Genomic DNA, 15,129 nt, shown 5'->3' with positions numbered 1-15,129 from the left:
TTAGTATTACTGTAATAAATTAATTACGGTAAATATTAACCAATTTTTTTGTACTTAATACGTTTAGGTTCAGTTGCTGCTGCACCAAGTGTCTTTTTAAGCCACTCTTCGTATTCAGTATAGTTACCATCAAAAAAGTTAATTTGACCTTCGTCGCGGTAATCTAAAATGTGCGTAGCAATACGGTCAAGGAACCAACGGTCATGCGAGATACACATTACACAACCAGGGAACTCTAAAATAGCGTTTTCTAGTGCGCGTAGTGTTTCAACGTCCAAGTCATTGGTTGGCTCATCGAGTAGTAACACATTACCGCCAGCTTTTAATAACTTAGCAAGGTGTAAACGGTTACGCTCACCACCTGATAGGTCTTTAACAAACTTTTGCTGATCGTTACCTTTAAAGTTAAAGCGACTTACATACGCACGGCTTTGGAACTCAAAGTTACCAATTTTCAGTACGTCTTGACCGTCTGATATTTCTTGGAAAACAGTTTTGCTTTCGTCCATACCGTCGCGGAACTGATCAACGGTAGCAATGTGTACGCTTTCGCCAATAGTAATGCTACCGCTGTCTTGCTTTTGCTCACCACTGATCATTTTAAACAGCGTTGATTTACCCGCGCCATTCGCACCAATAATGCCCACAATGGCACCTTTTGGCATGCTAAAACTTAAATCGTCAATTAAAACGCGATCGCCAAAACTCTTACGAAGATTAGTTACTTCAAGTACTTGGTCGCCTAAACGCGGACCAGGTGGAATAAACATCTCGTTAGTTTCGTTACGTTTTTGGTAATCAGACTGCTGCATTTCAGTAAACTGAGCCATACGTGCTTTTGACTTAGCTTGACGACCTTTAGGGTTTGAACGAACCCATTCAAGTTCTTGCGCAATTGATTTTTGACGTGCCTTTTCAGATTTTTGTTCTTGCTGTAAGCGCGCATCTTTTTGTTCAAGCCAAGAAGAGTAGTTACCTTCCCATGGAATACCTTCACCACGGTCGAGCTCTAATATCCAACCAGCTACATTATCAAGGAAGTAACGGTCATGCGTTACCGCCACAACAGTGCCTTCGTAATCGTGTAAGAAGCGCTCAAGCCATGCAACCGACTCAGCATCCAAGTGGTTAGTTGGTTCATCGAGAATAAGCATGTCTGGTTTTTCAAGCAATAATCGACATATAGCAACACGACGACGCTCACCACCTGAAAGGTGCTCAATTTTAGCATCCCATTCTGGCAGGCGAAGTGCATCAGCTGCACGCTCTAAAACGTTATCAATGTTGTGACCATCGTGTGCCTGGATAACAGCTTCAAGCTCGCCTTGCTCTTTTGCAAGTGCGTCAAAGTCAGCGTCTTCCATGGCGTATTCGTTATACACTTCGTCAAGGCGTTTAAGTGCGTGTTTAACTTCGCCAACAGCTTCTTCAACAATTTCACGAACTGTTTTGCTTTCGTCTAAAACAGGCTCTTGCGGTAAATAACCAATTTTTGTACCAGGCTGAGGATGTGCATCACCTTCAAAATCTTGGTCAACACCGGCCATAATACGTAGTAACGTAGATTTACCAGAACCGTTTAAACCAAGCACACCAATTTTAGCGCCAGGAAAAAAGTGTAACGAAATATCTTTTAAGATAGTGCGCTTAGGTGGCACAACCTTAGATACTCGACTCATCGAGAATATAAATTTATCAGGTAAAACCATGGAGGAAAGCCTTCAAATAATAATAAAAATTTCAATGTTGTATTGTAGTGGCTGACGGGTGAAACAGTCAACGAATGCTGTATAGAACTATACACTTGTGTTGGTAATGGATGCGTTTATAGCTTATTAAAAGCTCATTAAAATGCGGTTATTACAAAGTCCGTAATGTGTAAGATAATGTAATGCATTGTTTTATATTGTTCGAAGATATTTCAATTTGAGTAAAAAAGAGACAAGATGTTTACAGGTTACAAAAAAGAAACAAATTTTAAGACTTAGTCTAAAATTTGTTTTAAATCATAAGTAGTCATCTAGTATTAATTACGTTTAAGGAATGAACATGAAAACAACAACAGTTATAAAATTAAGCGCGTTACTTTTAGGTTTATATTCATTTTCGAGCCACGCAGACATGCTCCGTGTAAGCGGCTATTACCATGGAGTAGGTATGGGCTCAACACAGATTGATGTTCATGAAAGTGATAGCTTACAATTTACAACGCTTTACGGACGGTTTGGTTATCAGTTTTCGCAATACTTTGCATTAGAAGGGCGTGTAGGGTTTGGATTAAATGATGAATTAGCACCTTTAAATGGAGTTGTTTTTACTCAAAACCCACAAGACGGCTCGCTCACCTCAGAACCCATTCAGAGCCAAATTGATTCAAGCCTTGATTTGCAAACAAGTATATTTGTAAAAGCTAATTACCCAATTTCATCTCGAGCTGATGTGTTTTTATTTGGGGGCTATGGCAGAAATAAATTAAGTTATAATGAAGGCGACTTAAGAAACCTGGCAGAATCAATAATTGGTACAGATTCACAAACTTCGCTTATAACTGAGCAAAACTATGATGAAGGCGGCGTAACTTACGGAACTGGAGTTGACTATATGTTAAGTCAACAATGGCAAGTAAGTGCAGAGTATCAATATTTTGATGCAGATCAAGGCGATATTTACGCACTTAATTTATCTGTGATTTACCGTTTTTAACTGCATATGCGCTACTCGTTTTTAGTAGCGCTAGTTCAAAATATTAAAGCTGGTTGTTTTATAATAAAGGTGTTTTTCCTCATACACATCATCTCGGTAAATCCTAATTTAATAGAATGAATAAATTTCATTTAGACATCTATACATCTAGAGGTTGATATTTTTTACTTTCAGTTCATAATTAACTTTCGGTTTTTATGAGCAGGAGTAAAAATATGCCAATTACAGTAAAAGACGAGTTACCGGCTATTGCACGTTTACGTCAAGAAAACGTATTTGTAATGCCAAAAACACGTGCAAAAACGCAAGAAATACGCCCAATGCGTTTGGCTATTTTAAACTTAATGCCTAATAAAGTAGAAACCGAAGTTCAGTTTATTCGTTTGCTTGCCAACTCGCCTTTGCAAGTAAATGTAGAACTACTGCGCCTCGACACTCACCGCAGTAGCAGTAATTCTGAAGAGCACCTTGATACCTTTTATCGTTATTTTTCTGAGGTTAAAGACAACAATTACGATGCGTTAATTGTAACCGGTGCGCCACTTGCCCATTTAGAATACGACGATGTAGCGTATTGGGATGAGCTAAAGGTCATTATTGATTGGGCTGAGCAACATGTTACCTCTACGTTATTTTCGTGCTGGGCAGCACATGCAGCGTTATATCACCGTTACAATTTAAAGCGTGATTTAAAAGACGACAAACTGTGTGGTGTATTTACCCACCAATGTTACTTTGATCACGGCGCACTGACTCGCGGGTTCGACGACACCTTTTTAGTACCGCACTCACGCTATGGTCACATTGATATAAATAAAATAAACGCCTGCGATGAGCTAGTTGTACTGGCAGGTTCTGAGCGAGTAGGGGCTTACTTACTTAAAAATAAATCGGGTAGCCAAGTGTTTATAACCGGTCACCCTGAGTATGACGCCGACTCGCTAAAAGCAGAATACGACCGCGATTGTAAAAAAAGCCCTAATGCACCAAAACCCGAAAATTATTTTCCGGATGACGATGCAACCAAACAACCTTCAAAAACGTGGCAAAGCCATGCTTTTTTACTTTTTTCGAACTGGTTAAATTACTACGTGTACCAAACCACACCGTATGATATTAATTTAGTTAGCCAAGACGTGAGGACTAACAACTATGCCGAATAACGCTCCTACAAATAATAAGCAAGCCGAAATAAGCGCCGCATTAAAAGAACGCATTTTAATTTTAGATGGCGCTATGGGCACCATGATCCAAGATCATAAGCTAGAAGAAGAAGACTATCGCGGAGAGCGTTTTAAAGACTGGCATGTATTAATTAAAGGCAATAACGATTTATTAAGCCTAACCAAGCCCAATTTAATCACTGATATTCATCGTGGTTTTTTATCAGCGGGCGCCGATATTATCGAAACCAACACGTTTAACTCGACCACTATTTCGATGGAAGATTACGACATGGCAAGCCTAAGCCGTGAAATAAACCTAGAGTCGGCTAAATTAGCACGCGCCATTTGTGATGAATTTACGGCTAAAACGCCAGAAAAACCGCGTTATGTAGCCGGTGTTTTAGGGCCGACATCTAAAACGTGTTCAATTTCGCCAGACGTAAACGATCCGGGTTACCGAAATGTCACCTTTGACAAGCTGGTTACTGCGTATATTGAATCAACACTTGCATTAATGGAAGGCGGCGCCGATTTAATACTAATCGAAACTATATTCGACACCCTTAACGCAAAAGCCGCCTCGTTTGGCGTTGAAGAAGCCTTTGAGCAAGCAGGGCGTAAATTACCAGTTATGATTTCGGGTACTATTACCGATGCCTCAGGCCGTACGCTTTCGGGGCAAACAACCGAAGCATTTTATAATTCTATTCGCCATATTAAGCCTATTTCTATTGGTCTAAACTGTGCGCTTGGTCCTGATTTACTGCGCCAGTATGTAGAAGAGTTATCGCGCGTGTGCGAAACCTTTACATCGGTACACCCTAATGCGGGCTTACCCAATGAGTTTGGTGAATACGACTTAGAAGCGGGCGATATGGCAACCGAAATTATCGATTGGGGTAAATCGGGCTTTATTAATATAGTAGGCGGATGCTGTGGCACCACGCCTGCGCATATTCGCGCTTTTGCAAAAGGTTTAGCGGGCGTTAAACCACGCCAACTGCCAGAGCTTGAAGTACGCATGCGTTTATCAGGCCTTGAAGCCTGTAACTTAAATTAAGGAGCCAGCATGACCCAACAAATAGCAGTATTTACTAATGTCGGCGAACGTACCAATGTAACGGGTTCTGCCATGTTTAAACGTTTAATCATGGAAGAAGACTTTGAAGCTGCACTAACAGTGGCACGCGAACAAGTAGAAAATGGCGCACAGGTTATTGATATTAATATGGACGAAGCCATGTTGGACTCAAAAGCCGCCATGGTTAAGTTTTTAAACTTAATAGCCTCAGAGCCTGATATTTCTCGCGTACCAATTATGGTCGACTCCTCAAAATGGGAAGTAATAGAAGCAGGCTTAAAGTGTATTCAAGGCAAGGCAATTGTTAACTCAATATCGCTAAAAGAGGGTGAAGAACCGTTTATTCGCCAAGCTAAAATAATAAAACGCTTTGGTGCAGCCGCTGTTGTAATGGCGTTTGATACCGACGGGCAAGCCGACACGGCAGACCGTAAGTTCGCAATATGTGCGCGCAGTTATAAAATATTGGTAGAAGACATTGGCTTTGCGCCAGAAGATATTATATTCGACCCTAATATATTTGCCGTAGCCACCGGTATTGAAGAGCACGATAACTACGCCGTAGAATTTATTGAAGGCACACGCCGCATTAAACAAAATTTGCCGCACTGTAAAGTGTCGGGCGGTGTATCAAATGTATCGTTTTCGTTTAGGGGTAATAACCCCGTACGTGAAGCCATTCACTCGGTGTTTTTATATCACGCTATTCAAGCTGGTATGGACATGGGTATTGTAAATGCGGGGCAACTAGCCGTTTACGATGATATACCAGAAGAACTACGTAAAGCCGTTACAGACGTAATACTTAACGCAGACCCAGGTGCAGGCGAGCGTTTAGTAGAGCTTGCACCAAAATACTCGGGTATGGCGCAAGCCGAGCGAGTAGAAGATTTAGAGTGGCGCACATGGCCTGTTGCAAAACGCCTTGAGCACGCGCTTGTAAAAGGTATTACTACTTTTATAGATGAAGATACCGAAGAGTGCCGCGCTGCTGCCGATAAACCTATTCACGTAATTGAAGGGCCGTTAATGGACGGCATGAACGTAGTAGGCGACTTATTTGGCGCAGGTAAAATGTTTTTACCACAAGTTGTTAAATCGGCGCGCGTAATGAAGCGAGCCGTAGCCTACCTAGACCCATACATTGAGCTTGAAAAAGAAGAAGGCTCAACTAACGGTAAAATAGTGATGGCGACCGTAAAAGGTGACGTACACGACATAGGTAAAAATATTGTGGGTGTTGTACTGCAATGTAATAACTATGAAGTAATCGACTTAGGTGTAATGGTACCGGCTGATAAAATATTACAAACCGCAATCGACGAAAAAGCCGATATTATTGGATTATCGGGCTTAATTACCCCATCGCTTGACGAAATGGTACACGTAGCAAAAGAAATGAAACGCCGTGGCTTTGAACTGCCGCTGTTAATTGGTGGAGCTACTACTTCTAAAGCGCACACCGCAGTAAAAATTGAGCCGCAATATGACAAAGGCGTAGTGTATGTAAGTAATGCCAGCCGTGCGGTAGGTGTAGTATCTAATTTATTATCAAAAGAGCATAAGCCTGGTTTTTTAGAAAAAACCCAAGCTGAATATGTAAAAGTACGCGAGCAACAAGCGCGTAAAAAACCACGCTCTAAGCCTGTTACAATTCAGCGCGCACGCGATAATGCAGCACAACTCGATTGGGATAACTACACGCCACCAGTACCTAAAAAGCTTGGCGTGATCGAGTTTAAAAACGTATCAATTGCCACTTTACGTAAATACATAGATTGGACGCCATACTTTATGACGTGGTCAATCGCCGGTAAATACCCGCGCATAATGACCGATGAAGTAGTAGGCGAGCAAGCGCAAAGCTTATTTAAAGACGCTAACGATATGTTAGACGACCTTGAAAAAGCAGGCAGTTTGCAACCACTTGGCGTAATTGGTTTATTCCCAGCAAACCGCGTTGGGGACGACATAGAAATATACACCGACGAAACACGCAAAGAGCTGTTAACTACCTCATGCCATTTACGTCAGCAAACCGAAAAAACCGACTTTGCTAATTACTGCCTAGCCGACTACATAGCACCCAAAGGCACACCAGACTATTTTGGTGCGTTTGCAGTAACGGGCGGTTTAGAAGAAGACGACTTAGCAAATGCGTTTGACGCACAGCAAGACGACTACAATAAAATAATGATTAAAGCGGTTGCTGACAGGCTCGCAGAAGCGTTTGCAGAATACTTACACGAAAAAGTACGTAAAGAGTATTGGGGTTTTGCACCAGACGAAAACCTAGCAAACGATGAGCTAATACGCGAAAACTACCAAGGTATTCGCCCAGCGCCAGGTTACCCTGCGTGCCCAGAGCACACCGAGAAAAAGAAAATTTGGCAATTGCTCGATACCGAAAAACGCATTGGCATGCAGCTAACCAGCTCATACGCCATGTGGCCAGGTGCTGCTGTTTCAGGTTGGTACTTCTCACACCCCGAAGCTAAATACTACGCCGTAGCCGCAGTACAAAAAGATCAAGTAGAAGACTACGCTAAACGAACCAATATGACGCTAGCAGAAGCTGAAAGATGGTTATCGCCTAATTTGGGGTATGATCCGGAGTAATAGCGAAGCGGTAAGCTATAAGTTAAAACAAAAACGAGCCTAATTAGGCTCGTTTTTTTGTGCGTTTTAAAAAGTCATTAGGGATTATTTTAAGGACTATTCGCGAGTAGTTCATCTACTTTTTTTATGACATCTTCTGGTGTTGGCTCATTAGTTTGTTGTTGTAACCAATCTATTATTTTTGAGCTGACTCTATAACCTTTTTTAATGCAGTAGCTTTGGGAGGTAACCCATACATCTGATCCCCTAGAGCCACCAGTGTACGAATTACAAATAGTGTAACCTTCACTTTTAATTTTACTTTCAATAAAGTAAGTATAAGTAGGAACTAAAAATAATATCAAAATTATAGTAGCTACACAGACCTTTAACAATTTAATTATAAGCTCAGGCTCTATTTCAATATTTCTTACTTTTAATAATAGTAATCGAGTGAGCATTACAGATGCTGGAGTATATAAAATAAAGATCGCAGCAATGCTCTTCTCATTAAAAACTAGCTGGTGCTTATTTAACGCCTCTAAGACTAATATCACTTCACGGTATGATGTAAAGGGCAAAGCTATGGTGAACACAAAAGACAGAGCAAATAAAAAGATATGTTTTATATTTTCACTTAACGTTAATTTTTCAGGTTTCATTAAATTCCCTTTAATCACCTGTTTAAGGTGTACCTCAATTTGGTATGTACAAGATTGGCTGAGTTTTATACATTTTGTTGTATGTTATTAGTTATATTTGCATTCGCGACCCGTTAAAGTCAAATTACAGTATTCAATTTAAATGTATTATTCATAAGTTATTTTAAATAAAGGACTATAAATGAAGTTTTTAAGTTACACCGCATTATGTTTATCTCTATTTTTAACCGCGAACACATTTGCGCTTGAGCAGAAATATCACGAGAGTGTTTCACCTGTTATTACTGCATTTGAAGCTCATGATAAAGCCGCAATTGCCTCGCTTGTACGTTACCCGCTAAAACGACGATACCCGATACCTGACATTAAAGATGAGGTTGAGCTTATTAACCGCTTTGATGAAGTATTTAATGATGAGCTAGTGACAGTTATTGCCAGTTCAAACATTGATACTGATTGGGAGAAAGTAGGTTGGCGCGGCATTATGCTAAATAACGGCGTTATGTGGGTAGATACCGAAGGTAAAATTATTGCTGTAAATACACAAAATACTAAAGAGCAGGCACTTGCTAAAAGCTTAATTGAAGACGATAAGCAATCTTTGCATTCAAGTATTAATACTTTTGAAAAACCAGTACTCGATTGGAAAACAGCTAAATACCATATTCGTGTTGATGATTTAGGCGATCATGATTTTAGGTATACATCGTGGAGTATTAATAAAAAGCCTAGCGATAAGCCCGATGTGGTTTTATTAAATGGCGATATAAAGTTTAGTGGCAGTGGCGGAAATCACAGTTATACGTTTAAAAATGGTCGTTATAGTTATGTGTTACAGGTAACTATTATTGGTTGCGATACATCACCGCCAGGTTGGCTTGAAGTATACAAAGACGATGAACTGCTTTTATCTGAAGATGTAATAAGTGCTGTAGGTACAGATACATAAAATTATGATCAAGCTAATAAAAACGAGTCATTATATAAGGCTAAATATAAATAAAATCAAAAATACAGACTCTGTTCAGGCTTATTGCCCCAAAATTAATACTCGGCTAGAGGCTGTATATCGATAGATATAACTTTTAAATGAGTAAATACAGGCTCTCGATATATTTTAATAATAAGTAGTAATAGGCAGTAAATAATGAGCAAATCTTTAAAAAGTATACCTCCTTTAATTCAAGAACAACTTAATACGGTGGGTGGTTACGATGATCCATGTTTTATTCTTATAAGCGCAGAGAAAGATATTACGCCATTTATTAGTGCTATTGATACGGCTATCGATTCTGAAATTGAACCTGATGATATTAAATATAAAAGAAATGTTAAAGCGACAGATAATTTATATTTTATTATGCTTTATTCTGAACATGAAGAACTTCTAAATATGGCGAATAAGGTTTTAAACGTTATGAGTGAATCAGAGGTAGTTACTCATATTTCAGTTTTTCGTCATAATTGTTTAGGTGAATCCAATAGAACGTTTTTGTGGAGTAGTTTACTTTTAGATGAAACTCGCGAAGAATTTGGTGCTAACAGTGGTTTTAAAATTAACGATCCTCAAAATATGGATACTTGGCCAGGGCTTGAAAAATATAGAACCGCTGCATGGCCTCAAGCGTAACGTTATGCTTAAATTTAGCTTTTTAGCTTTTTAGCTTTTTAGCTAAGTAGTTAAATATTAATTTACACTACAGTAAAACGACCTAAATAAACTAAACCGCCAAACAGCGGTTTTTTATTTATGGTAAAAAGCCGGTAACCCGCTTTTAAATAAAGATATTACTATGTTATTTCCCTCATTATTTATGCATTTAGTGATTCTGTAAATGCAGCGCTAGTATGTTCTATCGCAACTTATAAAATTAGAAAACTTCAAAGTGTAAACTAATAACTAAAATTAAATATTATTTAACCCACCAAATTATTATGTATTAAGGTCTGTTATGAAAATAGAAGACATAAAATTTAAAATTGAAAACTCTGAATTTTATAAAAATAACGATACTGAGCAGCTAATAAACCTTGTTATTGATTTATACGAGGGCGATCGTATTGAAAACACGGTGATGGAGAATGATGGCGATATGCTTCTTTTTCAGTGTGGGCGAGATAGTTTAAGTAAAGACTATTTTATAGTTGATATTACACGCCAAATAATCCCTGATTTAGAAGACGTAGATGACGCAACAGATGCCATGCAGCAACTTAGTACGACCTTTAAGTTTTTGCCAAGTGAGACTGCGTTTGCGCTTGCGCTTTCAACAACGAGTAAGTGGTGTTCTGCGTTAAATGAAGTTAATAGTTTTAAAGCTTTTATTGAAAACAGTCCTGCATTCCAATGGGCTACTAAAAATAACGTAGTAAAAATAGATGTAGAACTATCTTATATATAAATTTAAACCGTTGTTACTATGTAATACGCAATATAAAACCGCCAACATTGGCGGTTCATGATTTATAAAAGTGTAAAATGCATTTAACTAATGACCTTTTTCAAAATCATTTACTTCGGTTTCTGCCTCTAGCTTGGTTTTATCGTACCTTTGCTGAATTTTAGCAACAAGTTCTTTGCGGTTATCTTTTACTTCATCTAAATCATCGCTCGTTAGTTTGTCCCATTTTTGCTGGGCTCTATCTTTAAGCTCTTTTAAATTACCTTCGATACGATCGCTGCTCATGAGTGACTCCTAATTATTGGATCTTTTAGGTTGAAATAAACCTACACATATAAAGTAGCAAGCCCTGTACCAAAAAGTCATTTATTCACTAATTTAATAAATATTATAGGGTTGCGTAATTTATGTTGTGTGGGCTAATTTTGAGGCTGAGCTTTTATTAAAAAATATACATAACAGGCTGCAATTATTACTGGCATGAGTTTGATCACTTTAATGTAATAACGTGTTTAGATAGAGCTATTTCATGCTTTGTTTTAGGTAGTACTCGATTTTTTGTTTTTATTCAATAAGGTGAAAATTTAAACGTTCTAATAATTAGTATTTTTATAAAACAGATCTAAGTGGTAGGCTAAAAGTAGTAAGTATAAAATAGTAAGTAATTAAAAATAGTTCTCGCGCAACAAGGAACCGTTTTTTAAAGCGCTTTGCCAAGGAGTTTTGTATGATCACGCTTACCATAAATGGTAATAAACATGAGTTTTCTGGCGATCCGTCAACGCCAGTATTATGGTATCTCCGAGACGAATTGAATTTAACCGGACCTAAATTTGGCTGTGGCATGGCACAGTGTGGTGCGTGTACCGTGCATATTGATGGGGTAGCTCAACGCTCGTGTATATTACCTGTAGCGGCAGTAGCGGGTCTTTCAATTACTACAATTGAAGGGTTAAGCGAAGATGGCGACCACCCAGTGCAACAAGCATGGGTTGAGCATAAAGTGCCGCAATGTGGTTTTTGTCAGTGTGGTCAAATGATGCAAGCTGCGAGTTTATTAGCAGCAAACCCAACCCCAACCGACGATGAAATAGTAAGTAATATGTCGGGTAATATTTGCCGTTGTGGTACATACCCGCGTATTCATAAAGCAATTAAGTCGGCTGCTAAAACAATGGCGAGTGTTCAGTATTTTGACCCAAATGAACAAGGGGAAGAAGTATGAGCCAAGATAACAAATATTTTGATTTAAACCGCCGTAAGTTTTTAAAAACCAGTGCAATAGGTGCGTTGGTACTCGGTACTTATTTTGTAGGCAGTGCGCCAAGAGCGATTGCTGGTGTGTTAGAGCAGCCATCTGAGCTGGCAAAACGTGCAAACTTATTTATTGCACTGCGCCCAGACGGCATGGTTGAAATAACGTGCCATCGCTCTGAAATGGGGCAGCAAATTCGCACCGCGATTGCACAAATAGTTGCCGATGAAATGGAAGCCGCGTGGGATAAGGTAATCGTTATTCAGGGTAAGGGCGATCCTAAATACGGCGATCAAAATACCGATGGCTCGCGCAGTATTCGCTACAACATGCAGCGCCTGCGTGAAATGGGCGCAAGTGTGCGTTACATGATGCAGCATGCTGCCGCTAAGCATTGGGGTGTAAAACCAGAAACATGTACCGCAGTCCAGCACGTTGTTACTCACAGCTCAGGTAAATCGCTTACTTATAAAGATTTAATCGACTTAGCATTTACAATAACGCCACCAGAAGCTGACAAACTAACACTTAAAACACGCAAAGAATGGCGCTACATTAATACCGGCATGGCGCACATAGATTTAGCCGATTTAGTAACAGGCAAAGCTATATTTGCAGCTGATGTACGCGAACCACAAGCGCTGGTGGCTATAATTGAACGCCCACCTGTAGTAGGCGGTGTTGTTAAGTCATTTGATGCCAGTGCTACAAAAGCGATAAACGGAGTTATAGATGTTATTGAAATTCCTGCACCAAAAGGCGCGCCGCAGTTTCAGCCAAAAGGCGGAATTGCGATTATAGCTAAAAATACATGGGCTGCATGGCAAGGGCGTAAAGCATTAAAAGTCGTGTGGGATGATGGCAAAAATGGCGATTACAATTCAGAAGAATTTAAAAAGTCATTATTAAAAACAGTACAAACTCCACAGGCAAACATACGTGATAAAGGCGATGCCATGGGCGTGTTGGCTAAATCGAGCAATAAATTGGTAGCTGATTATTACGCGCCGCATCTTGCTCAAGCCCCAATGGAGCCGCCTTGTGCAACAGCTATGTACAACAAAGACAGTGTTGATATATGGGCTGCTACGCAAAATCCACAAGCCGATATGAAAACAGTGGCGGCAATGCTTGGCATGGATGAGAGAAAAATTAACGTTAACGTTACCATGTTAGGAGGCGGTTTTGGGCGTAAATCAAAACCTGACTTTTCAGCAGAAGCAGCTTACCTTTCAATGAAAGTAGGCAAGCCTATTCGTGTGCAATGGACGCGTGAAGACGACATACAACATGGTTTTTACCATGCAGTTTCGGCTCAGCACATTGAAGCATCGCTAGATAAAAATGGCGCAATAGAATCGTATTTACACCGCACCGCGTTTTCACCAATTACCTCTACCTTTTCAGAAGGGGCGACTACGCCAGGAAGCTTTGAACTGCGCTTAGGATTTACCGATAACCCTATTAACACACCTAACATGAAGTTAGAAAACGGTGATGCGCCTGCCAAAGCACGAATTGGTTGGATGCGTTCTGTATCAAATATTTTTCATGCCTTTGCTATTCAGTCATTTATTGGCGAAGCAGCGCACAAAGCCGGTCGCGACCAAAAAGACTATTTACTAGACACTATAGGTCCGAGTCGTATTGTTGATGTAACTGAGCAAAATGCCACATACGATAATTATGGTGGCGATAAAGCGGTTTATCCTTTAGATATTGGCAGACTGCGCCATGTTATTGAAAAAGTAGCTGACATGAGTAAATGGGGTCGAGAACTTCCTAAAGGTCGAGGTTTAGGCATAGCAGCACATAGAAGCTTTTTAACTTACGTAGCTACGGTAGTTGAAGTAGAAGTGTCGGATGCTGGCGATTTAAAAGTAATTAAATCTTGGGTTGCCATTGATGCGGGTACGGTTGTAAACACCGACACTGTTAAAAACCAAACCCAAGGTGGCTCTATTTACGGTATTACAACTGCAATCAGCGATGGTATTACCTTTGATAAAGGGCGCGTACAGCAAAGTAATTTTCATGATTATCGCGTACCGCGTATGAGCGACGCACCTCTTGAGATTGAAGTTGAAATTGTACAAAGCGATGCACCACCAGCAGGGGTAGGCGAGCCATCTACACCGGTTTATGCGCCAGCATTATGTAATGCTATTTTTGCAGCGTGCGGAAAGCGTATTAGGCAGTTACCGATTGGTAACCAATTAAAAGCGTAGCTAAATAACCTACAGCTTAAACAAAAAAACCGCCAAATGGCGGTTTTTTTAAAAGCGGTTAACGCGGTTTAACGACCTTTTTCAAACTCATCAACTTCACGCTCTGCTTCTTCTTTAGATTTACCGTATTGCTGCTGGATTTTACCAACTAGCTCTGTACGGCTACCTTCAATTTTATCTAAATCGTCGTTGGTAAGATCGCCCCATTTTTGTTGAGCCTTACCTTTAAGTTCTTTCCAATTACCTTCGATACGATCGCTGTTCATAAGTTTATCCTTACTTTAGGTTAGTGAATTAACTGTCAGTTATAAAGTAGCAAGCCTTATACCAAGAGATAATAATTAATTTATTGCTTTTATTATCAACTGGTTATACTTTTAGATTGAGTTTATTTGTTTTCAATACTGCGTTTTTATTAAAAAATATACATAGCAGCCTGTAATTATTGCTTACCTAAGTTACGCCGCTTTGATGTAACTCATTCTTAAACTTTTGTTTTAAGCTAATATGCAGGTATTAAATAAAGTAGTTAACCTGAGTGAGTTATGAATACAAAAACGTGTGAATACGGAGTGGATGACTGCTCGTACAAAATGGCAGGTGAGTTAGCAGGTATTACACAATTGGTGAATGCGTTTTACGATAATATGGACGCTTTAAAAGAGGCTGAAAATATAAGGAGTATGCATTCAAAAGACTTATCGGCATCGCGTAAAAAGCTCACTTATTTTTTGTCGGGCTGGTTAGGTGGTCCTAAATTATACGCTGAACATTTTGGTAGTATTAACATACCTCAAGCGCATAAACATTTACATGTAGGAATTGAGCAAAGTGATGCATGGCTTTTGTGCATGCAAAAAGCGGTTGATGAGCAACCTTACGAAGCACCATTTAAAATTTACTTAATGCAGCAATTACGAGTGCCTGCAGAGCGAATTAGATTAGGGGCTGTTGATCTTTGTAGTATATATATTAATCAGCCCACATTGGTAGCCACATCATAGTAAATGCTAAAGCGAGCATGGAATGATAAT

The 15,129-nt window shown here is 39.6% G+C and carries 14 protein-coding genes; 10 read left to right on the top strand and 4 right to left on the bottom strand.

Annotated features, from left to right (window positions below; translation table 11 throughout):
• Positions 1-35: 35 nt before the first annotated feature.
• The gene (gene ettA / locus GQR56_RS15875) at positions 36-1,709 is read right to left on the bottom strand and encodes an energy-dependent translational throttle protein EttA (protein ID WP_024610671.1); all 1,674 of its coding nucleotides are present in this window, start codon (positions 1,707-1,709) and stop codon (positions 36-38) included.
• A 340-nt stretch (positions 1,710-2,049) separates the two neighbouring features.
• On the opposite strand from ettA, the gene GQR56_RS15870 reads away from it, so the two are divergent.
• From GQR56_RS15870 to metH, 4 genes are all read left to right on the top strand, one after another.
• Positions 2,050-2,703: a porin family protein gene (locus GQR56_RS15870; protein WP_166113223.1), complete on the top strand. Its 654-nt coding sequence runs from the start codon at positions 2,050-2,052 to the stop codon at positions 2,701-2,703.
• Positions 2,704-2,918: 215 nt separating this feature from the next.
• On the top strand, positions 2,919-3,866 hold the full coding sequence (gene metA / locus GQR56_RS15865; RefSeq protein WP_010555178.1) for a homoserine O-succinyltransferase: 948 nt from the start codon (positions 2,919-2,921) through the stop codon (positions 3,864-3,866).
• Positions 3,856-4,929, top strand: coding sequence for a homocysteine S-methyltransferase family protein (locus tag GQR56_RS15860; protein ID WP_101163016.1), 1,074 nt, complete (start codon positions 3,856-3,858; stop codon positions 4,927-4,929). Before metA ends, GQR56_RS15860 begins: the two co-directional genes overlap by 11 nt.
• A gap of 9 nt (positions 4,930-4,938) precedes the next feature.
• Positions 4,939-7,569 (top strand): methionine synthase, encoded by a 2,631-nt coding sequence (gene metH / locus GQR56_RS15855; RefSeq protein WP_166113220.1) that lies wholly within the window; start codon positions 4,939-4,941, stop codon positions 7,567-7,569.
• An 89-nt stretch (positions 7,570-7,658) separates the two neighbouring features.
• On the opposite strand, the gene GQR56_RS15850 is transcribed toward metH, so the two are convergent.
• Complete coding sequence (locus GQR56_RS15850) at positions 7,659-8,210, bottom strand: hypothetical protein (RefSeq protein WP_166113217.1); 552 nt, start codon at positions 8,208-8,210, stop codon at positions 7,659-7,661.
• A 181-nt stretch (positions 8,211-8,391) separates the two neighbouring features.
• Between GQR56_RS15850 and GQR56_RS15845 the strand changes: the two genes are divergently transcribed.
• From GQR56_RS15845 to GQR56_RS15835, 3 genes are all read left to right on the top strand, one after another.
• Complete coding sequence (locus GQR56_RS15845) at positions 8,392-9,159, top strand: hypothetical protein (RefSeq protein WP_166113214.1); 768 nt, start codon at positions 8,392-8,394, stop codon at positions 9,157-9,159.
• A 198-nt stretch (positions 9,160-9,357) separates the two neighbouring features.
• Positions 9,358-9,840 carry a hypothetical protein gene (locus GQR56_RS15840; RefSeq protein WP_166113211.1) on the top strand — a complete coding sequence of 161 codons (483 nt, stop codon included), beginning with the start codon at positions 9,358-9,360 and terminating at the stop codon, positions 9,838-9,840.
• 322 nt (positions 9,841-10,162) lie between these two features.
• The gene (locus GQR56_RS15835; protein ID WP_166113208.1) at positions 10,163-10,612 is read left to right on the top strand and encodes a hypothetical protein; all 450 of its coding nucleotides are present in this window, start codon (positions 10,163-10,165) and stop codon (positions 10,610-10,612) included.
• Between the two features lie 87 nt (positions 10,613-10,699).
• Here GQR56_RS15835 and GQR56_RS15830 read toward each other — a convergent pair whose 3' ends face one another.
• The gene (locus GQR56_RS15830; protein ID WP_024610635.1) at positions 10,700-10,897 is read right to left on the bottom strand and encodes a hypothetical protein; all 198 of its coding nucleotides are present in this window, start codon (positions 10,895-10,897) and stop codon (positions 10,700-10,702) included.
• A gap of 442 nt (positions 10,898-11,339) precedes the next feature.
• Here GQR56_RS15830 and GQR56_RS15825 point away from each other — a divergent pair, with 442 nt between their 5' ends.
• Together GQR56_RS15825 and GQR56_RS15820 are read left to right on the top strand one after the other, a co-directional pair.
• Entirely contained in the window at positions 11,340-11,837 is a 498-nt protein-coding gene (locus tag GQR56_RS15825; protein ID WP_166113205.1) for a (2Fe-2S)-binding protein, read from the top strand.
• Entirely contained in the window at positions 11,834-14,095 is a 2,262-nt protein-coding gene (locus tag GQR56_RS15820) for a molybdopterin cofactor-binding domain-containing protein (RefSeq protein WP_166113202.1), read from the top strand. The genes GQR56_RS15825 and GQR56_RS15820 overlap by 4 nt, the downstream gene beginning before the upstream one ends.
• 68 nt (positions 14,096-14,163) lie before the next feature.
• Here the strand turns inward: GQR56_RS15820 and GQR56_RS15815 are convergent, their stop codons facing one another.
• Positions 14,164-14,361 carry a CsbD family protein gene (locus GQR56_RS15815; RefSeq protein WP_007581220.1) on the bottom strand — a complete coding sequence of 66 codons (198 nt, stop codon included), beginning with the start codon at positions 14,359-14,361 and terminating at the stop codon, positions 14,164-14,166.
• A gap of 279 nt (positions 14,362-14,640) precedes the next feature.
• Between GQR56_RS15815 and GQR56_RS15810 the strand changes: the two genes are divergently transcribed.
• Complete coding sequence (locus tag GQR56_RS15810; RefSeq protein ID WP_166113199.1) at positions 14,641-15,099, top strand: group II truncated hemoglobin; 459 nt, start codon at positions 14,641-14,643, stop codon at positions 15,097-15,099.
• Positions 15,100-15,129 lie beyond the last annotated feature (30 nt).

The organism is Pseudoalteromonas sp. Z9A5, assembly GCF_011378875.1.
GTDB lineage: Bacteria > Pseudomonadota > Gammaproteobacteria > Enterobacterales > Alteromonadaceae > Pseudoalteromonas.
The sequence above is the reverse complement of the archived record's forward strand: the minus strand, read 5'-3'. Positions and strand labels throughout refer to the sequence as shown.